The sequence below is a fragment of the Streptosporangium sp. NPDC049644 genome (genome assembly GCF_040675205.1).
GTDB classification, from domain to species: Bacteria; Actinomycetota; Actinomycetes; order Streptosporangiales; family Streptosporangiaceae; genus Streptosporangium; species Streptosporangium fukuiense.
Genome location: NZ_JBFAOJ010000058.1, coordinates 27788 through 45942, shown reverse-complemented (window position 1 = coordinate 45942; position 18155 = coordinate 27788). Strand labels below are relative to the sequence as shown.

Here is an 18155-nt window from a genome sequence, read left to right as displayed (position 1 = left end):
CGCACCACCGGCCAGCCGAGCCGACGGGCCCAGCGGCCTGAGGCCTTTCAGGGTCTTTGGGCCCATCCCGTGGGACCAAGGACCCTGAGATCAGGATGGAGCCCCGGCAAGGATGGGGGACGCCGCACCGCACCCGGTGCCCCACCTTCGACGCGGAGGTCACAACCGGTCGCGATCATCGACTGCTCTCCGGGGTTCCCTGAACGATATGTGGCTATGAAGGCGATCGCGCAAGAGATACCCGGTTCACACCAAAAAAGGAGTGCACCCATATGACGGGCATGGACGGTCCGGTCAACGACGCCCTTCTGAGGCTGGGCCGGCATCTGCGTTCCGGGGCGGTCTCCGACGACCTGCGGACGCTGCACCAGATCGGGGGCCGTCAGGCGGACGCGTTCTACCGCGACCGGTGGAGCCACGACAAGGTCGTGCGTTCCACGCACGGGGTGAACTGCACCGGGTCGTGCTCGTGGAAGGTCTACGTCAAGGACGGCATCATCACCTGGGAGTCGCAGCAGACCGACTACCCCAGCGTCGGGGGCGACCGGCCGGAGTACGAGCCGCGCGGCTGCCCGCGCGGCGCGGCGTTCTCCTGGTACACCTACTCCCCCACCCGGGTCCGCTATCCCTATGCCCGCGGGGTGCTGGTGGAGATGTACCGGGAGGCGAAGGCGCGGCTGGGCGATCCGGTGGCGGCGTGGGCCGAGGTCACCTCCGATCCGGAGCGCCGCCGCCGCTACCAGTCGGCCCGCGGCAAGGGCGGCCTGGTCCGCGTCACCTGGGACGAGGCGACCGAGATCATCGCGGCCGCGCACGTGCACACCATCGAGGCCTACGGGCCCGACCGGGTGGCCGGGTTCTCCCCGATCCCGGCGATGTCGATGGTCTCGCACGCCTCCGGTGCCCGGTTCGTGTCGCTGATCGGCGGCACGATGCTGTCGTTCTACGACTGGTACGCCGACCTGCCGGTGGCCTCCCCGCAGGTGTTCGGCGACCAGACCGACGTGCCGGAGTCCGCCGACTGGTGGGACGCGGCCTACCTGATGCTGTGGGGCTCCAACGTGCCGGTGACGCGCACCCCGGACGCGCACTACATGACCGAGGCCCGCTACCGCGGGCAGAAGGTCGTCGTGGTCTCCCCCGACTACAGTGACGCGACGAAGTTCGCCGACGAGTGGCTGGCGCCGCACCCGGGCACCGACGGGGCGCTGGCCATGGCGATGGGCCACGTGATCCTCAGGGAGTTCTTCGTCGACCGGCGGGTGCCGTACTTCACCGACTACGTCAAGCGCCACAGCGACCTGCCGTTCCTGGTGACGCTGACCGAACGCGACGGCGTCCATGTGCCCGCCAAGTTCCTGACCGCGGCCGACCTCGGCGAGGACGGCGCCGAGGCGGCGTTCAAGACAGTGCTGCTGGACGCCGCCACCGGCGGGCCGGTGGTGCCCAACGGCTCGCTCGGCTTCCGCTACTCCGAGGCCGGGCAGGGCCGCTGGAACCTTGACCTCGGCGACGTCGACCCGATGCTGGGCCTGGACGGCGAGCAGACCGTGACGGTGCTGCTGCCCCGCTTCGACCAGACCGGGGACGGCGCGGTGCTGCGACGCGGCGTACCCGTCCGGCGGATCGCCGGGCGGCTGGTCACCACGGTCTTCGACCTGCTGCTCGCCCAGTACGGCGTGGCCCGGCCGATGGACGCCACCCACGCGAACGAGCAACAGGACTGGCCGTCCTCCTACGACGACGCGAGCCGGCCGTACACGCCCGCCTGGCAGGAGGCGATCACCGGTGTGCCGGCGGCGAAGGCGGTGAGGATCGCCCGCGAGTTCGCCCGCAACGCCGAGGAGTCCGGCGGCCGCTCCATGATCATCATGGGTGCGGGGACCAACCACTGGTTCCACTCCGACACGATCTACCGCTCCTTCCTGGCGCTGACCACGCTGACCGGCTGCCAGGGCGTCAACGGCGGCGGCTGGGCGCACTACGTCGGCCAGGAGAAGTGCCGCCCGGTCACCGGATGGGCGCACATGGCGTTCGGCACCGACTGGGCGCGCCCGCCCCGGCAGATGATCGGCACCGCCTACTGGTACCTGCACACCGACCAGTGGCGCTACGACACCTACAGCGCCGACGTGGTGGCCTCGCCGCTGGCGGGCGGCGGCGCGTTCACCGGCAAGGCCACCGCCCACCTGCTGTCGCAGTCGGCCCGGCTGGGCTGGATGCCCTCCTACCCCACCTTCGACCGCAACAGCCTGGACCTGGCCGACGAGGCGGCCGCCTCCGGGCAGGAGCCGGGGCCCTACATCGCCTCCAAAGCCGCCACCGGCGAGCTCGGCTTCGCCTGCGAGGACCCCGACGCGCCCGCCAACTGGCCGCGGGTGCTGACCGTGTGGCGGGCCAACCTGCTGGGGTCGTCGGCCAAGGGCAACGAGTACTTCCTGCGCCACCTGCTCGGCACCGACTCCTCCGTGCGGGCCGAGGAGGCCGCACCCGAGCAACGGCCGGACGACGTCCGGTGGCACGAGGAGGCGCCGCGCGGCAAGCTCGACCTGCTGCTGTCGCTGGACTTCCGGATGACGTCCACGACGCTGTTCTCCGACATCGTGCTGCCGGCCGCGACCTGGTACGAGAAACACGACCTGTCCTCGACCGACATGCACCCGTTCGTACACGCCTTCTCCCCGGCGATCGACCCGCCCTGGCAGACCCGTACCGACTTCGCGGCCTTTCAGGCGATCGCCAAGGCGTTCAGCGCGCTGGCCGGCCCCCGGCTGGGGGTGCGCCGGGACCTGGTGGCGGTGCCGCTGCTGCACGACACCCCCGACGAGCTCGCCACCCCCTACGGCGTCGTGGACGACTGGCGGGCCACGGGCACGATTCCCGTCCCCGGCAGGAACTTCCCGAAGATCACCGTGGTGGAGCGGGACTACGGCGCGGTCGCGCAGAAGATGGCCGCGCTCGGACCGCTGCTGGACACCCTGGGCACCACCACCAAGGGCCTGACCTACGACGTGTCCGGTGAGATCGAGCGGCTCGGCCGGATGAACGGCACCGTGCGCGGCGGCGTGGCCGACGGGCGGCCCTCGCTGGCCCGCGACACCGACATGTGCGAGACGATCCTGGCGCTGTCGGGCACCACCAACGGGCACCTGGCCGCCCAGGGCTTCGCGACGCTGGCCCGCCGCACCGGCACGAGCTTCGACGGGCTCGCCGACGAGCACAAGAAGATCACGTTCGCCGACACGCAGGCCCGGCCGGTGCCGGTGACCACCTCGCCGGAATGGTCGGGCAGCGAGACCGGCGGGCGTCGCTACTCGGCGTTCACCATCAACGTCGAGCATCGCAAGCCCTGGCACACCCTCACCGGACGCCAGCACTTCTTCCTGGACCACGACTGGATGCACGAGGCCGGCGAGGCGCTGCCGATCTACCGGCCCCCGCTGAACATGACCGCGCTGTTCGGCGAGCCGGGCATCGGCGAGGGCGGCGAGGAGGGCATCACCGTGCGCTACCTCACCCCGCACTCCAAATGGTCCATCCACTCCGAATACCAGGACAACCTGCTGATGCTGACCCTGTCGCGGGGCGGGCCGACCATCTGGATGAGCCCCGCCGACGCCGCTCGGGCGGGGATCGGCGACAACGACTGGGTCGAGGCGCTCAACCGCAACGGCGTCGTGGTCGCCCGGGCGATCGTCTCGCACCGCATGCCGACCGGGACCGTGTACATGTACCACGCCCAGGAACGGGTCGTGGACGTGCCCAAGAGCGAGACCTCCGGCAGGCGCGGCGGCATCCACAATTCCCTGACCCGTCTGATGATCAAGCCCACGCACCTGATCGGCGGCTACGCCCAGCTGTCGTTCGCGTTCAACTACCTGGGGCCGACCGGTAACCAGCGTGACGAGGTCACCGTGATCCGCCGCCGCAGCCAGGAGGTCGACTACTGATGCACGAGCGAACCCGACGCGGTGACCGGGGAGAGGTGATCAGGCGATGAGGGTGATGGCGCAGCTGGCCATGGTGATGAACCTGGACAAGTGCATCGGCTGCCACACCTGCTCGGTCACCTGCAAGCAGGCCTGGACGAACCGGGCCGGCACCGAGTACGTGTGGTTCAACAACGTCGAGACCCGTCCCGGGCAGGGCTACCCCCGCACCTACCAGGACCAGGACAGGTGGAAGGGCGGCTGGGAGCTCAACGCCCGCGGCAGGTTGCGGCTGAAGGCCGGGGGGCGGCTGAAGAAGCTGTTCTCCATCTTCGCCAACCCGCTGATGCCGTCGATCCAGGACTACTACGAGCCCTGGACCTACGACTACGACCGGCTGTTCTCCGCCCCCGTGCAGGACGACACACCCGTCGCGCGGCCCCGCTCGCTGATCACCGGTGAGCCCACGAAGATCAGCTGGAGTGCGAACTGGGACGACAACCTGGCCGGCGGCCCGGAGCTGGCACCGTCCGACCCCGTGTTACGCAAGGTCTCCGACCAGGTCAGGCTCGACTTCGAGAACGCCTTCATGTTCTACCTGCCGCGCATCTGCGAGCACTGCCTCAACCCCTCGTGCGCGGCGTCGTGCCCGTCGGGGGCCATCTACAAGCGCTCCGAGGACGGCATCGTCCTGGTCGACCAGGACCGCTGCCGGGGCTGGCGGATGTGCGTGACCGGCTGCCCGTACAAGAAGGTGTACTTCAACCACCGCACCGGCAAGGCCGAGAAGTGCACCTTCTGCTTTCCTCGGGTGGAGGTGGGCCTGCCCACGGTCTGCTCGGAGACGTGCGTGGGCCGACTGCGCTACATCGGGATCATCCTCTACGACGCCGACCGGGTGACCGAGGCGGCCTCCGTCGCCGACGACAGGGAACTGCTCAAGGCGCAGAAGAGCGTGATGCTCGACCCGCACGACCCGGAGGTGGCCGCCGCGGCCCGCGCCGCGGGCATTCCCGAGGACTGGCTGGAGGCGGCGCGCCGCTCCCCCATCCACAAGCTGATCTTCGAGTTCGGGGTGGCGCTGCCGCTGCACCCGGAGTACCGGACGATGCCGATGGTCTGGTACATCCCGCCGCTGTCGCCGGTGGTGGACGTCCTGTCCGGCACCGGCCACGACGGCGAGGACGCGGGCAACCTGTTCGGTGCGATCGACGCGCTGCGCATCCCGATCGGCTACCTGGCCGAGCTGTTCACCGCCGGTGATCCGGAGCCGGTGCGGTCGGTGCTGCGCCGCCTGGCGGCGATGCGCTCCTACATGCGCCGCCTCAACCTCGGCCAGGAACCCGACGAGTCGATCGCGGCGGCGGTCGGCATGACCGGCCAGGGCATCCGGGACATGCACCGGCTGCTGGCCATCGCCGCCTACGACGAGCGCTACGTCATCCCCAAGGCCCACGCCGAACAGGGCGCGCGGCTGGAGGAACTGGCGACCGGCTGCAGCCTCGACTACGAGGGCGGCCCCGGCATGGGCGGCCCGTTCGGCGAGGCCTCCGGCATGCCCGCCCCGATCGCGGTGGAGAACTTCCACGCGCTCAAGGAGCGCCAGCGCGGCGACGACCTGGAGAAGGCAGGCGAGCTACGCGGCCGGGTCAACCTCCTCAACTGGGACGGCAAGGGCACCCCCGACGGGCTGTTCCCGAAGCGCGACGGACATGAGGAGAAGTCATGAGGGTCCGCACGGCGACCGCCTCTTCCGCGGCCTCGGCGCGGCCGATCTCCTTGACCCGGGTGACCGCGACAACGTCGGCGGCGTCCACGACCGTTCTCCGGGGGAAGTCATGAACACGCTGGACGAGGGCGCGCTGCGCACCGCCCACATGGTGGCCTCGGTGCTGCTCTGCTACCCCGACGAACGGCTGTACGGTGAGCGGCGGGTGCTGGCCGAGGCGGTGGACGGGCTGCCGGAAGGGGAGGTCCGCAGGCGGCTGGCCGCCTTCCTGGAGCACGCCGAGGCGGCCGGCCGGGTCGAGCTGGCCGCCCACTACGTGGCGACGTTCGACCTCAAGCGGCGCTGCTGTCCCTACCTGACCTACTACGCCTACGGCGACACCCGCAAGCGCGGCGCGGCGCTGCTGCGCTTCAAGCACGCCTTGCGCAGCGCGGGCTTCGAGCTCGCCGACGGGGAGCTGCCCGACCACCTGGCGGTGGTGTGCGAGTTCCTCGCGCGCGGCGCCGTACGGCCGGCCCGGCGCCTGCTGACCGAGAACCGGGCGGGCATAGAGCTACTGCGCAAGGCGCTGGAGGCCGAGGCCTCGCCGTACGCCGACGTGGTGGCCGCGGTGCTGGCCGCGCTCGGCCCGGCGAGCCCGCGCGACCAGGAGGCCGCGCTGCGGCTGGCGGCGCAGGGCCCGCCGGCCGAGGAAGTCGGACTGGAGCCCTACGCGGTCATGGAGGCGAGCAGGTGAACGCACTGGACGTGGTGCTGTGGGTGGCGGCGCCGTACGTGGCGCTGACGGTGTTCGTGCTGGGGCACGTGTGGCGCTACCGCTACGACAAGTTCGGCTGGACCACCCGCTCGTCGCAGATGTACGAGTCCCGGCTGCTGCGCATCGGCAGCCCGCTGTTCCACTTCGGCGTCCTGGTCGTGCTGCTCGGCCACATCGGCGGTCTGGTGATCCCCAAGAGCTGGACCGAGGCGGTGGGCGTCAGCGAGGAGGCCTACCATGTCGTCGCGGTCGTGCTGGGCACGATCGCGGGAGTGGCCACCCTCTGCGGGCTGGCGATCCTGATCTACCGGCGCCGCACCGTCGGCCCGGTGTTCACCGCCACCACCCGCAACGACAAGCTGATGTACGCGATGCTGGCCGCCACCATCGTGCTGGGCCTGGCCGCCACGGTGATGGCGAACATCGTCGGCGGCGGCTACGACTACCGCACGACCATCTCGCCATGGTTCCGGTCGATCTTCTACTTCCAGCCCGATCCGGCGCTGATGGCCGGTGCGCCGCCGCTGTTCCAGCTGCACGCGCTCAGCGCGCTGCTGCTGTTCGCCGTCTGGCCGTTCACCCGGCTGGTGCACATGCTCACCGCGCCCGTCGGCTACCTGACCCGGCCGTACGTGGTCTACCGCAGCCGTGACGAGCAGCCGACCGGCGCCCGCGCCCCGCGCAGGGGCTGGGAGCCGTCCCGCTGACGGCACGGGCACGGCGGAGCACCGGAACCGAGCCCTCATTCCGTGCGCCGGCGTGCCTGCCTTGCTTCGCGGTCGATCGCCCAGGCGTCCGCCACCGGGCCCACGTGCCCGAGCTTGTCGGGGTTGATCACCGAGCGGATCGTCTGGACCTGCCCGTCGAGCACATCGAGCACCAGGATGTGGAGCACCCTGCCGTCCCGGTCGCGGAAGATCGCGCCCGGCTGGCCGTTGACCTCGTGCGGCTCGAACGTCACGTCGATCCGGGCCAACCGGGGGAGGAGAGAGGCGAGCAGCCGGGCCACGTTCTCGGCGCCGACGACGGCCCTGGCCAGCTGCGGGGCCTTGCCGCCGCCGTCGCCGACCACCGACACGTCGGCGGCGAGCAGTTCCCGCAGGCCGACGAGGTCACCTTCACGGAGGGCGTCGAAGAACCGCGACGCCAGTTCCTCCCGCTCTGCGCGGGCCGCTTCGAAGCGCGGACGCCCGGCCTCCATATGCCGCCGCGCCCGCACCAGCAGCTGCCGGCACGCCGCCTCCGACCGCCCCACCGCCGCGGCGACCTCGTCGAACCCGAAGCCGAACACCTCCCGCAGCACGAACACCGCCCGCTCCAGCGGGCTGAGCCGCTCCAGCAGCAGCAACGCCGCCATCGACACCGAGTCGGCCAGTTCCACCGACCGCGCCGGATCCTGATACGGATCGCTCAGCAGCGGCTCGGGAAGCCACGGGCCCACGTACTCCTCCCGCCGCACCCGCGCGGAACGCAGCACATCGATCGAGATTCGCGTCACCGTGGTCGACAGAAGAGCCTTGGCCGACGTGGGCCGGGCCGCCGAGCCGTCATAGCGCAGCCATGTCTCCTGCACCGCGTCCTCGGCCTCACCCACACTGCCCAGAATCCGATAGGCGATCGAGAACAGCAGCGGCCGCAGCTCCTCGAACTCCTCGACCTTGCTCACGCCGAACCCCCTTCCCCCGCACCTCTCACCCGGCCGTACCCGCCGGTGCGGGCATCTTCCGATGATCGTCCGGAACGCCGGAGAGACACCCCCGAAGCTGGAGGGCCCGGAGCCGGTCGCCGATGCCGTTCAGTGGAACCGCTCGGGCACGTGGTCGCCGGCCGGCTGCCGGGTGATGATGTTCAGCCGGTTCGCCGTGTTCATGAAGGAGACCAGGATCACCAGGGCGGTGAGCTGCTCCTTGTCGTAGTACTCGGCGGCGTACGCCCACACCTCGTCGTCGACCCCACCGGCCGCGTCCGCGACCCGGGTCCCCTCCTCCGCCAGCCTCAGCGCGGCGCGCTCGGCCTCGGTGAAGACGGTGGCCTCCCGCCACGCCGCGACCAGGTTCAGCCGCACCGGGGTCTCACCGGCGGCGACGGCCTCTTTGGTGTGCATGTCGACGCAGACGGCGCAGCCGTTGATCTGACTTACCCGAAGCGCCACCAGTTCCTGCGTGGCGGCCGGCAGCGGCGAGTCCTTGAGCGCCTTGCCCGCCGACATGAAGTGCTTGAGGACCTTGCCGGCGGTCGGGTCGGCGAAGTAGTCGAGTCGCGCGTCCATGCTGTGCTCCTCCGTGGTCGTTGACGGCTACACCCCCTGAGACGAGATAGCCCGACCCCCTGTGACATGGACGGGTGTGACCCGCGTCTCCCTGCCTCCAAGCCCTGCCGTCGTCCTGACCCGCCTGAGGCGTGCTCATCGACTGGAAGGCTTGCGGTACGTGATCGGCTTGTCCCCCTTCCCGGGGAACGCCATGATCAACAGACGCTGGCCGCCCTCTTGCTCTCCCTTCCACCTGAACCAGTCGTAGTGCACCCGGATCCGGTAGTGACCCACACGGCCGTTGAGTGACAGGTCGGGAAATTCGGTGCCGCTCAGATCGTCCCTCAGCACGATCTCGCCGGTGGGGCTCTCGTAGCCGACCTCGGCGACGTGGTCCCAGCCCTTGGTCTCCACCGGCGGGCGGCGGGTGTAGGTCTCCAGCGTGACGCAGAGGTCGAAGTCGGAGTGCGTCAGGATCATCAGGTGGCCGGGGAGCGCGGCCACCAGGTCGTCGTCCTGAGCCTGCTCCAGCAGGCCGTCCTCGGACGGGTCCCCGCCGTCCTCGGTCGGCTCGTACGTCTCCACGACCCCGTAGTCCGTCCCCTGGGGTTCCTTCATGCGGATCGCCTTGGCCGGTTCGATGAGCGGGCGGTGGCGCGGGCTCGAGTCGCACATGCGCTGCGCGTCGGCCTGCCACTCCTGGATCTCCCGGTCCCGTTCGGCGGCCGCGGCCTTGACCACGGCGCCGGCGCTGGGGCAGATCTCCGCGAGCGGGTAGGTCAGGTCATCGCGCTTCAGCCCCTCCGTCGCCCGAAGGCGGGCGACCTCCTGCGGATCGTTACGAGTGTAGATGCCGCACAGCCATCGGGCACGGGCGAGGATCACGGTGTCGGGCGTGGTGGCGGCGAACTTGATCAGGTTTCCCTGCCGGAGGGAGCACACGAGTCGCTGGTCCCGGGTGAGCCTGGGTTCCTCGGGCTCGCCTCTCCACGCCTCGCGTGGGGCGCAGTCCTCGGCCGCGGTGACCGGGCTGCGGGCCTGGTCCGCCACGGGCAGGAACCCGAGCGCGACCAGTGTGGCGAGCCCGGCCGGCAGCACGCGGTGGCGTACGCGCCGGGTGGGCGCGGCCGGGTACAGGAACAGCAGGAGCAGGGCGGAGGCGAGCAAGGCCGCGCTGTACCACAGCGGTGAGATGCCGAAGAAGGTCTCACCGTTCTTCCCCTGGGTGAACAGCCCCTCCGGGTAGATCTGCGTGCCTTCGTAGAAGAAGTCGCCGAAGTCCTCCGACCCCGGCGTCGCCGTGACCGCGCTGACGAAACCCACGGCCGCTGCGATGGCCAGCGCCGGCGTCGTGAACCGCACGAGGGGGCGGGTCCGGCGCAGGACGGCGGCCAGGATCAGCAGCGCGGGGCCGCCGACACCGACGAAGACGTCCAGGACGAGCCAGGTCAGAGCATGCTCGCTGCCGCCGTCCACCCGGACGAACCGCTCGATCGCGCCTCTGGGGCCGATCCAGTGGTACCTGCCGTACGCGAGGTTGACGGCGGCGGGGATCAGCGGGAGCACGACCGCCACGGCGGGCAGCGGCCACCACCTGGCCGCCGACCGCGCCGGTGCCTGCCTTGGGACCGGCCGCGGAACGGGGTTCGCCAGCTCGTGGGCGGTCCTGGCGCTCCACACCAGCCCGAGGACGCTGGCGGCGCCGAGGAGCGTATAGACCATGATGATGTCGGGGAAACCGGTGCCGCCGAAGGAGACGAACCCGTTGGGCTGGAGGACGGACATCACCTGCGAGATGACGCCTATCCGGACGGTCGCCGCGCTCCATCGGGGATCCCTGGCCTGGGCGGTCAGGATCGACACGGACCACGCCGGCCAGCCGTACCCTTCGGCAAGGGTGAGGATCTGCGCGACGGCGCCCAGGTCGAAGGCGGCCGCGATCTCCTGGCCGATGCCGCTCAGGTAGGCGATGCTCCCGACAACGAGCGAGAACAGCCGCAGCCTGCGGGAGACGATGTCACGGAGCACCAGGAAGAACAGCCAGACGATGGCCAGCTGCACGAAACCGGAGACGATCCCCGTCACCGACCAGAGCCAGTAGATCTCCAATGCGAGGATCAGCGGGGCGCCGACGATGATGAGCAGGCCGTAGCCGACGCCGAGGTACAGGGCGAGCCGCAGCAGGCCGACCTTCCTGCCCCGGTGTGTCAGCTCACCGCGGGCGCGCCCGCGCAGCACCTGCCACAGGGCCCACGCCTGGAGCGCCCCGATGAGGATCAGGACGAGCGCCGGCCCCCGCGAGACGGTGAACGCCTCTCCGCTGAGGTCACGGAACCAGTTCATGCCGGAGTCGCGGGTGACGACCGTCCAGAGGACATCGCCCCGGTCGGTGGACAGCGCGAAGGCGCCCAGTACGGCGACCACGACGAGGTAGCCGAGCGCGATCAGGGCGGCGATCCTGCCGAAACGGTAGCGACGCATGGCCATCTCTTGGGGGCGGAGCGGTCGAAGCGCCCAACCCTAGCGAGTCACCAGGAAGTTGATCAAGCCATGGCGAGCGCGGAGCTTTCGCGAGCCGCCGTCGCCTCCTGCCCGCACAGTGCGACGAGGAAGAGGGGCGGCGTACGGCGTGGACGGTCCACGCCGGCGGCTCCCGGGCTCGCGCGGTCCAGGCGGCACGCCGCCCGCAGTGCGTCAGAGATCCGTTGCGACGTCGAACAGTAGCGCCCGAAGCCATTCGATGAAGTACTGATCAGCCAGTCGGGGGTTCCAGACCATGTCGATCCCGAGCCCGGGAAGCGGGAACGGGAACTCCTCGATCCGCAGGTCGGCCAGTGTCCGCATGGTGGCGGCGACCTGGTGGCGAAAGAGAGCGACGCCGCCCGCGCGCGCGACCAGGAAAGGCACCAGCAGAAAGTCGGAGACCAACTGGCCGACGCGGTAGGGGATCCCCTGCTCCTCCAGCACCGGATAGGGGAAGACCCGCCGATCGGTGTCGACGACGATGTGCGGCTCTGTGGTCAGCAGGTCGAGCGCGGTCGCGTCCGGTGGCGTGTCCGGTGAGGCCACCACCACACAGCGGTCGTCGTAGAGGCGCTCGCGCGGATACGGTGAGAAGTGCCCCTCGGAGAGCAGCACGACGTCGACGCCCCTGTCGGTGAAAGTGGCCTCGGTCGGCACCGTGATCGTAAGTATGCGCAACGTGGCGCGAGGAGCGCGCTCGGCGACGAGCCGCGCCAGTCGAGGGCCGACGACGAACGCCGTGCTGTTGGTCATGGCGATCGTGATGACGCGCTGATCCGTGGCGGGGTCGAAGCAGGGGAAGTTCACGATGCGTGCCGTCTGCTGCAGGGCACTGCGCAGCGGCGCGATCAGCTCCTGGGCCCGCGGGGTCAGGGTGACGCCCGCCCCCTGCCGGACGACGAGTTCGTCACCCAGCAGACGTCGCATTCTCGTGAGGGCGTGGCTCATCGCCGGCTGTGACAGACCGACTCGTTCCGCCGCCCTGGTCACCGAACGCTCTTCCAGGAGCGCGAGGAGCGGCACCAACAGGTTGAGGTTGACCGATGTCAGCCGGTCCAACCCCGAACCCGTGACGCCCTCTCCGTCCTGTCCCATGGAGGAACCTTACGCGGCTGCCCGGCTCATACGACGCAGCCGGGGAATCGGGACCCGGTAGTTGAGCGCCGCGGCCACACCGGTCCCGTCATCGTGTGACCAGCGCATCAACGCCGGTCCGCCACCGGGTTCTCCGTCGACGTACGCCGGTTCCCCCTCCAGCGGCAGATAGCCCACCGCCTTGAGGCTCAGCCCGAACTGCTCGGTCCAGAAGTACGGCTGGAACCGGAGCGGCGGCGCGTCGTCGCCGCGGACAAGTGCCCTGGCTGCGGCCTTCGCCTGCTCGATCGCACTGCTCCACAGGGGGACGCGGCGCAGGCCGTATGGAGTGGGGAAGGCCGCGAGGTCACCGACGGCCGCGACGTCGGGCCGGACCAGCCCGCGCGAGTCGACCGGGACGGCGCCCTTCGCCACAAGTCCCGTGTCCGCGAGCCATTCCGTGTTGGGTACGTCGCCGACGGCGGTCATGATCATCTCTGCCTCGAGGACCGTGCCCTCGGCAAGGACGACCCGAGCACTTCCCGCACCCCGTTCGAGCCGTGCCGACCCGGTCTCGACGATGGTGAGCCCCTGGTCCAGCGCGGCCTTGACGAAGACGTCGGCGAGGTACGGACCGAGCTGGACGATCAGTGGCACGCTCTGGGAGACGAGGGTGACCTGGCAGCCGGCGGCCAGGCACCCCGAGGCGATCTCCATTCCGAGCGGGCCTCCGCCCACCACGACGACCGACGGCCTGGCCGCCAGCCGACCGCGCAGGGACAGCGCGTCGTCGAGTCCGCGCAGGGTGAGTTCCTCGGAGAGGCCGGACAACCGCCGTGCCCGGGAGCCGGTGGCCAGGACGACGCGGTCGTACGGCAGAACCGTGCCGTCGCCGAGGGTGACGAGCCGACGGTCGAGGTCGAGCGCGGTCGCGGGTACGCCCAGCAGTTCGGTCGCCGCGTGACCGGTCGGTGGAAGCTCGTGCGAGGACATGTCGCCGTCGAGCAGCAGCGCCTTCGACAGGGCCGGGCGGCTGTACGCCGGGTGCGGCTCGTCGCCGACGATGGTCAGCTCGCCGTCGAAGCCCGCCTCGCGGAGCGCGTCGGCCGCGGTCAGCCCGGCGATCCCGTTGCCGACGACGACGACGCGGTCCGTCCTGCCCCCGCTCACGCGATCCTCAGCGCCGCGACCGGGCACACCCGGACAGCGGCGTTCGCCAGGCCGGCGTCGGCTTCGCCGAGCTCCTCGCGGTCCAGCACGAGCTCGCCGTCATCGTCGAGGTGCATGAGCCGCGGGGCGGCCTCCTCGCACAGGCCGTGGCCCTCACAGCGGGGGCGGTCAAGAACGATCCTCATGCGGGGATCACCTCCAGGACGGGAAGCTCCTCGATGCTCCGGGTGATGTTGCTGGGGACACGGACCTCGGGCCCGACGACGAGGCGCTTGACGCGCCGGGAGAGCGCTTCGATCACAGCGTGAGCCTCCAGGCGCGCGAGTCCCTGGCCCGCGCAGCCGTGCGGGCCGTAGCCGAACGACAGATGGTCGACCGGATTGCGCTCGACGAGGAAGGCGTCCGGGTTCTCGTAGTGCCGGGGGTCGCGGTTGCCGGCGCCGAGCAGGACCGCGACCTGCGCGCCTGCCGGGATGACGGTCCCGTCGATGTCGACGTCGGAGGTGGCGCGCCGGCCCCAGGCATTGACGGGAGGCCAGAAGCGCAGCACCTCGTTGAACGCCCCCGGTACCAGTGACGGGTTCTCGCGGACCAGATCGAGCTGATCGGGGTGCGAGGCGAAGAGGGCGACGATGTTGCCGATCGCCGCCACGGTGGTGTCGACGCCGGCGCCGAGGTACTGGTGGATGATGTGGCCGGCCGTGTCCGGCGGAATGGCGCCACGTGCCTCGGCGTCGAAGATGCCGCGGCCCACGGACCCTTCGACCAGGTCGGAGGCTTTGACCTGGGAGCACCATGCGTAGAGCTCGCCGGCGATCGGGAAGCTCTCGGCCGTGCGCTGGTTCATCGGACCGATGACCTGCATGGCGGCCTGTCCCCAGCGCAGCATGTTGTCGCGCACGTGGCCCGTGAAGCCGATCAGGTCCGCGACGACCTCCAGCGGAAAGGCCCGAGCGAGGGAGTCGATGGCCTCGAAGGAGCCCTTCTCGACGAGCTCGGCGACGAGTACGTCCGCCTTCGCCTCGATCCGGCCCTTGAGCCCGCGCAGCGCACGCGGTGAAAGGTTCTCGGTGAGCGCGGCGCGCAGCTGGGTGTGCACCGGCGGATCGGACGCGAGCGAGGTGCCGGTGAGCGCCTCGTTGGCCATCGGATTGAACGCGATCGAGGTCGAGGAGAACGACTCCCAGTCCGGGAGTGCGTCACGGATGACGGCGTACCGCGTCAGCGCGTAGACATCGTTCTTCCGGAGGTGGACGACAGGGCCCTGCTCCCGCAGTTCGGCGTAGACGGGGTACGGGTCGAGCACGACCTCGTCGGCGAAGAGATCGACGTCGGAGGTAGGCGGGGTGGTCATGCCCTCAGTGAAGTGCCTGACCTAACATTGAGCAAGTGAATGTTTTACATGCTGCCACATGCATGCCATTCATGTGTTTGTGTCCGGCAGGCCGGCATGAAAAGGAGCGCGACAGCGATGAAGCCGAGTGACCTTCTCGCTGGATACGACCACCATGTGCTGCAGGGTGATCCGGAACTGGCCGACGTCGAGACCGGTGTCGCGTATGACTCGCGGCGGATGACCCCGGGGTCCATGAGGTCCAGTGGGGCTCCTCCGGAGCTGGAGGACCAACACGGTTCACCACCATTTGACCTCATAGCAGCTGAACAGCGAAAAGACCCGGTTCCATGATGTGGAACCGGGTCTTTCGTCTTGTGGGGTGTTCACGAGCAGGGCCGGCCTGGGGCGCGGCAGGAATCAGGAAGATCGCTTCCCGGAGTTGTGCGAGGGCGAGGTCGTTGGAGTGCTCGCCGTCTTCTTCGCTTCGTGCTCTACGCCGGCGTCTTGACGGCCGAGCCCGCCGCGGCCCACTCCCGCGTGACGCGGCGGCGCCGAGCCGGCAGCCCGAACGTCGGGTTGGCGACGCCCCAGGCGGCGCCCTTGCAGACCAGCTCCTTGTAGACGGCGGCGAGCCGCCCGGTCAGGACCATCTGCACGGCGCGGTCGTCGGCGGTGACGTACTGGATCAAGCCCTCCTGGCGGCCCAGTGAGATGCACTGGTTGAGATAGCGGATCGGCACGCTCGGGAGCCTCCCGCCGGTCAGGCGCGCCGCGATCGCGCCGACGGCTTGCCACGCGGTCGGGATTCCCGAGGCGCACGACATCCGCAGCGGCTTGTCCCCGGGGCCCATCACCATGGCCGCGTCGCCGATGGCGTACACATCCGGGTGCGAGACCGAGCGCATGGTCTCGTCGACCACGATCTGGCCGGTGCCGGTGACTTCCAGGGCGGTCACCTTCGCGATCGGGTGGACCGCGAAGCCGGCGGTCCACACGGTGACCGCGGCCGGAATGGCCTTGCCGTCGGCGGTGGTGACACGCTCGGCTTCCACGCCGGTGACGGCGATGTGCTCGTGCACGGTGATCCCGAGCTTGTCGAAGACCTTCCGCAGGTGCTCGCGGCCCTTGGCCGAGAGCCGGTCCCCGAGGTCGCCGCGGACGGCGAGGGCGACGTCGAGGTCCGGGCGGGCCTCGGCGATCTCGGTCGCGGCCTCCAGGCCGGTGAGACCGCCGCCGACGACGAGCACGGTCTGCCCGGCGTCGAGGCGGGCCAGGCGCTCGCGCAGCCGGAGTGCTCCGGGGCGGCCGGCGATCTGATAGGCGTGCTCGGCACTCCCGGGGACTCCTTGGGCGTTCCAGCCGCTGCCGAGGGCGTAGACGAGCGTGTCGTAGGCGAGTTCTTCGGTGCCGTTCGCGTCGACGACGGCGACGGTCTTGCCGTCGACGTCGACGCCGGTGACCTCCGCGACCCTCAGTTCGACACCGGTGCCCGCGAACATCTCGCTGAACGGCCGGGACTTGAGGTCCTGACCGGCCGCCAGCTGGTGCATGCGGACGCGTTCGACGAAGTCGGGCTCGGCGTTGACGAGGGTGATGACGACCTCCTCGCGGCGGAGCCGCCTGGCGAGGCGGCCGGCGGCGATGGCTCCGGCGTATCCAGCTCCGAGGACGATGATGCGGTGCTGCATTCCCTTGCTCCCATCTTGCGAGGCTTTGCCCCTTGAACCGGACGGCCCGCCGTTTCCTGACAGGAACGCGATGTGAAGCACCTCACATCGCACTTAGAAAGCGTTGAACAGCGGCTCCCCGTGGTCGGCGGCCGCCCAGCGCGCGGTCGCGCGTTCGAGCTTGTCGGGGTTGACCTGGTTGCGGAACGCGGAGATGCCCTCGGCGGTGACCTCCAGGCACATGACGCCGATGACCCGGCCGTCCACGACGGCCACAACGGCGGGGTCGCCGTTGGCGGTCCAGGCGTAGACCTCGGCCGTGCCGCCGACCATGGCACGCTTGGCCTTGCCGGGTTTGAACAGGCCCCACAGGAACTTCGCGACCGCGACGGCGCCCTCGAACGCCTTGGCGCGGGCCGGGACCTTCCCGCCGCCGTCGCCGATCGCGACGGCGTCCTTGGTGAGCAGGCGCACGAGCGGCTCGGTCTGGCCACTGGTGGCGGCCGCCAGGAACTCCTCGGCGATCCGCCGGGCGGCGGCCTCGTCGATCCCGGTTCGGGCCTTGCCCTCCGCGACGTGCTTCTTGGCGCGGTGGAAGATCTGCTGGCTGGCGGCCTCGGTGATGTCGAGGATCTCGGCGATCTCCCGGTGTGAGTGGCCGAAGGCCTCCCGCAGTACGTAAACCGCCCGCTCGTTGGGGTAGAGGCGCTCCATGAGGGTGAGGACCGCGTACGAGACCGATTCGCGCTGCTCGGCGGTCTCGGCCGGGCCGAGCATCGGATCCCCGGCGAGCAGCGGCTCGGGAAGCCATTGCCCCACATAGGTCTCGCGGCGCGCCCGCGCGGAGGTGAGCTGGTTGAGGCACAGGTTGGTGAGAACCTTCGTCAGCCAGGCCTCAAGGACCTCGATGCGGTCGGCGTCGGCGGCCTGCCAGCGCAGGAACGTCTCCTGCACGGCGTCCTCGGCCTCCCCTGCGGAGCCGAGGAGGCGGTAGGCGATGGCCTCCAGGCGCGGCCTGGATGCCTCGAACCGGTCGACGTCGTCCGCGGTCAAGGCCATGGCCCGATCCTAAGCGGGAGAGCGCCGTTCTCTGAGTTCACGCTCGCGGTGCTCGCGGGCCGAGCCCGATCGCGGGCAGGATCGCCTGGTCGACGATCGCCGCCAGCTCCTCGTCGGTGGGCGGTGCTCCGGCGTCGATCAGGTGCTTGGTGACGAGGGCCTCGCCGATGTCGGCCACGACCGGAGTGAGCAGTTCGGCCGGGAAGCGGCCCCGGTCGGCGTAGTGCTGCAGCACGGTGCGGGTGAACGTGCCGCCCCGGTTGGCGAAGACCCGTTCGAACAGGGCCTCGGACATCAGCGCGGCGCTCCTCGGGTCGGTGAGGATGGCCGCGACGGCGCGACCCGCCGGGCTGAGTGCCCACTCGACCATGAGACGCAGGGCGCGGATCAGGTCGCCGCGCAGGTCGTCGGCCCCCGGGGTCGGCTCCTCGACCGGGTGCTGGTGGTAGAGCGCGTCGAGGAGTACCTCGATCGGATCCGACCAGCGACGGTAGAGGGTGGTGCGGGGCGTGGCCGCGCGCCGGGCGATGCCGTCCATGGTCAGCCGCCCCGCACCGACCTCCAGCACCTCTTCCAGTACGGCGTCGTGGATGGCCTTGATCAGCTCTCCGCCGCGCCGACGCGTACGGGCGTTGTGGTCACTCATCGCCACTCCCCTTG

Annotated in this window: 14 protein-coding genes; 4 read left to right on the top strand and 10 right to left on the bottom strand. The window is 70.3% G+C overall.

The genetic code is table 11. The annotated features are described in order from the left end of the window. Nucleotides 1–272 precede the first annotated feature (272 nt). Genes AB0J58_RS28270 through narI form a run of 4 tightly spaced genes read left to right on the top strand, consistent with a single transcriptional unit; the run spans nt 273 to nt 7122 of the window. Complete coding sequence (locus tag AB0J58_RS28270; RefSeq protein WP_364221019.1) at nt 273–3950, top strand: nitrate reductase subunit alpha; 3678 nt, start codon at nt 273–275, stop codon at nt 3948–3950. Nucleotides 3951–3996: 46 nt separating this feature from the next. Next, the gene (gene narH / locus AB0J58_RS28265) at nt 3997–5658 is read left to right on the top strand and encodes a nitrate reductase subunit beta (RefSeq protein ID WP_364221016.1); all 1662 of its coding nucleotides are present in this window, start codon (nt 3997–3999) and stop codon (nt 5656–5658) included. Then, on the top strand, nt 5642–6394 hold the full coding sequence (gene narJ / locus AB0J58_RS28260; RefSeq protein ID WP_364221013.1) for a nitrate reductase molybdenum cofactor assembly chaperone: 753 nt from the start codon (nt 5642–5644) through the stop codon (nt 6392–6394). The genes narH and narJ overlap by 17 nt, the downstream gene beginning before the upstream one ends. Next, nucleotides 6391–7122, top strand: coding sequence for a respiratory nitrate reductase subunit gamma (narI, locus tag AB0J58_RS28255; RefSeq protein WP_364221010.1), 732 nt, complete (start codon nt 6391–6393; stop codon nt 7120–7122). Before narJ ends, narI begins: the two co-directional genes overlap by 4 nt. A 35-nt stretch (nt 7123–7157) precedes the next feature. On the opposite strand, the gene AB0J58_RS28250 is transcribed toward narI, so the two are convergent. The 10 genes from AB0J58_RS28250 to AB0J58_RS28205 form a co-directional block, all read right to left on the bottom strand. Next, nucleotides 7158–8081 carry an RNA polymerase sigma-70 factor gene (locus tag AB0J58_RS28250; protein ID WP_364221008.1) on the bottom strand — a complete coding sequence of 308 codons (924 nt, stop codon included), beginning with the start codon at nt 8079–8081 and terminating at the stop codon, nt 7158–7160. Between the two features lie 129 nt (nt 8082–8210). Beyond that, nucleotides 8211–8684 carry a carboxymuconolactone decarboxylase family protein gene (locus AB0J58_RS28245; protein ID WP_364221005.1) on the bottom strand — a complete coding sequence of 158 codons (474 nt, stop codon included), beginning with the start codon at nt 8682–8684 and terminating at the stop codon, nt 8211–8213. A 135-nt stretch (nt 8685–8819) separates the two neighbouring features. After that, on the bottom strand, nt 8820–11147 hold the full coding sequence (locus AB0J58_RS28240; protein ID WP_364221002.1) for a hypothetical protein: 2328 nt from the start codon (nt 11145–11147) through the stop codon (nt 8820–8822). A 213-nt stretch (nt 11148–11360) separates the two neighbouring features. Further along, nucleotides 11361–12284 carry a LysR family transcriptional regulator gene (locus AB0J58_RS28235; RefSeq protein WP_364220999.1) on the bottom strand — a complete coding sequence of 308 codons (924 nt, stop codon included), beginning with the start codon at nt 12282–12284 and terminating at the stop codon, nt 11361–11363. Nucleotides 12285–12293: 9 nt separating this feature from the next. Beyond that, the gene (locus AB0J58_RS28230) at nt 12294–13433 is read right to left on the bottom strand and encodes an FAD-dependent oxidoreductase (RefSeq protein WP_364220996.1); all 1140 of its coding nucleotides are present in this window, start codon (nt 13431–13433) and stop codon (nt 12294–12296) included. Next, entirely contained in the window at nt 13430–13618 is a 189-nt protein-coding gene (locus AB0J58_RS28225; protein ID WP_364220993.1) for a ferredoxin, read from the bottom strand. Before AB0J58_RS28225 ends, AB0J58_RS28230 begins: the two co-directional genes overlap by 4 nt. Next, nucleotides 13615–14787 carry a cytochrome P450 gene (locus AB0J58_RS28220; RefSeq protein WP_364220990.1) on the bottom strand — a complete coding sequence of 391 codons (1173 nt, stop codon included), beginning with the start codon at nt 14785–14787 and terminating at the stop codon, nt 13615–13617. Before AB0J58_RS28220 ends, AB0J58_RS28225 begins: the two co-directional genes overlap by 4 nt. Nucleotides 14788–15260: 473 nt before the next feature. Then, nucleotides 15261–16457, bottom strand: a complete 1197-nt coding sequence (locus AB0J58_RS28215; RefSeq protein WP_364220987.1) for an FAD-dependent oxidoreductase — start codon at nt 16455–16457, stop codon at nt 15261–15263. A 93-nt stretch (nt 16458–16550) separates the two neighbouring features. After that, the gene (gene sigJ, locus AB0J58_RS28210) at nt 16551–17495 is read right to left on the bottom strand and encodes an RNA polymerase sigma factor SigJ (RefSeq protein WP_364220985.1); all 945 of its coding nucleotides are present in this window, start codon (nt 17493–17495) and stop codon (nt 16551–16553) included. Between the two features lie 37 nt (nt 17496–17532). Continuing rightward, on the bottom strand, nt 17533–18141 hold the full coding sequence (locus tag AB0J58_RS28205) for a TetR-like C-terminal domain-containing protein (RefSeq protein ID WP_364220982.1): 609 nt from the start codon (nt 18139–18141) through the stop codon (nt 17533–17535). Nucleotides 18142–18155 lie beyond the last annotated feature (14 nt).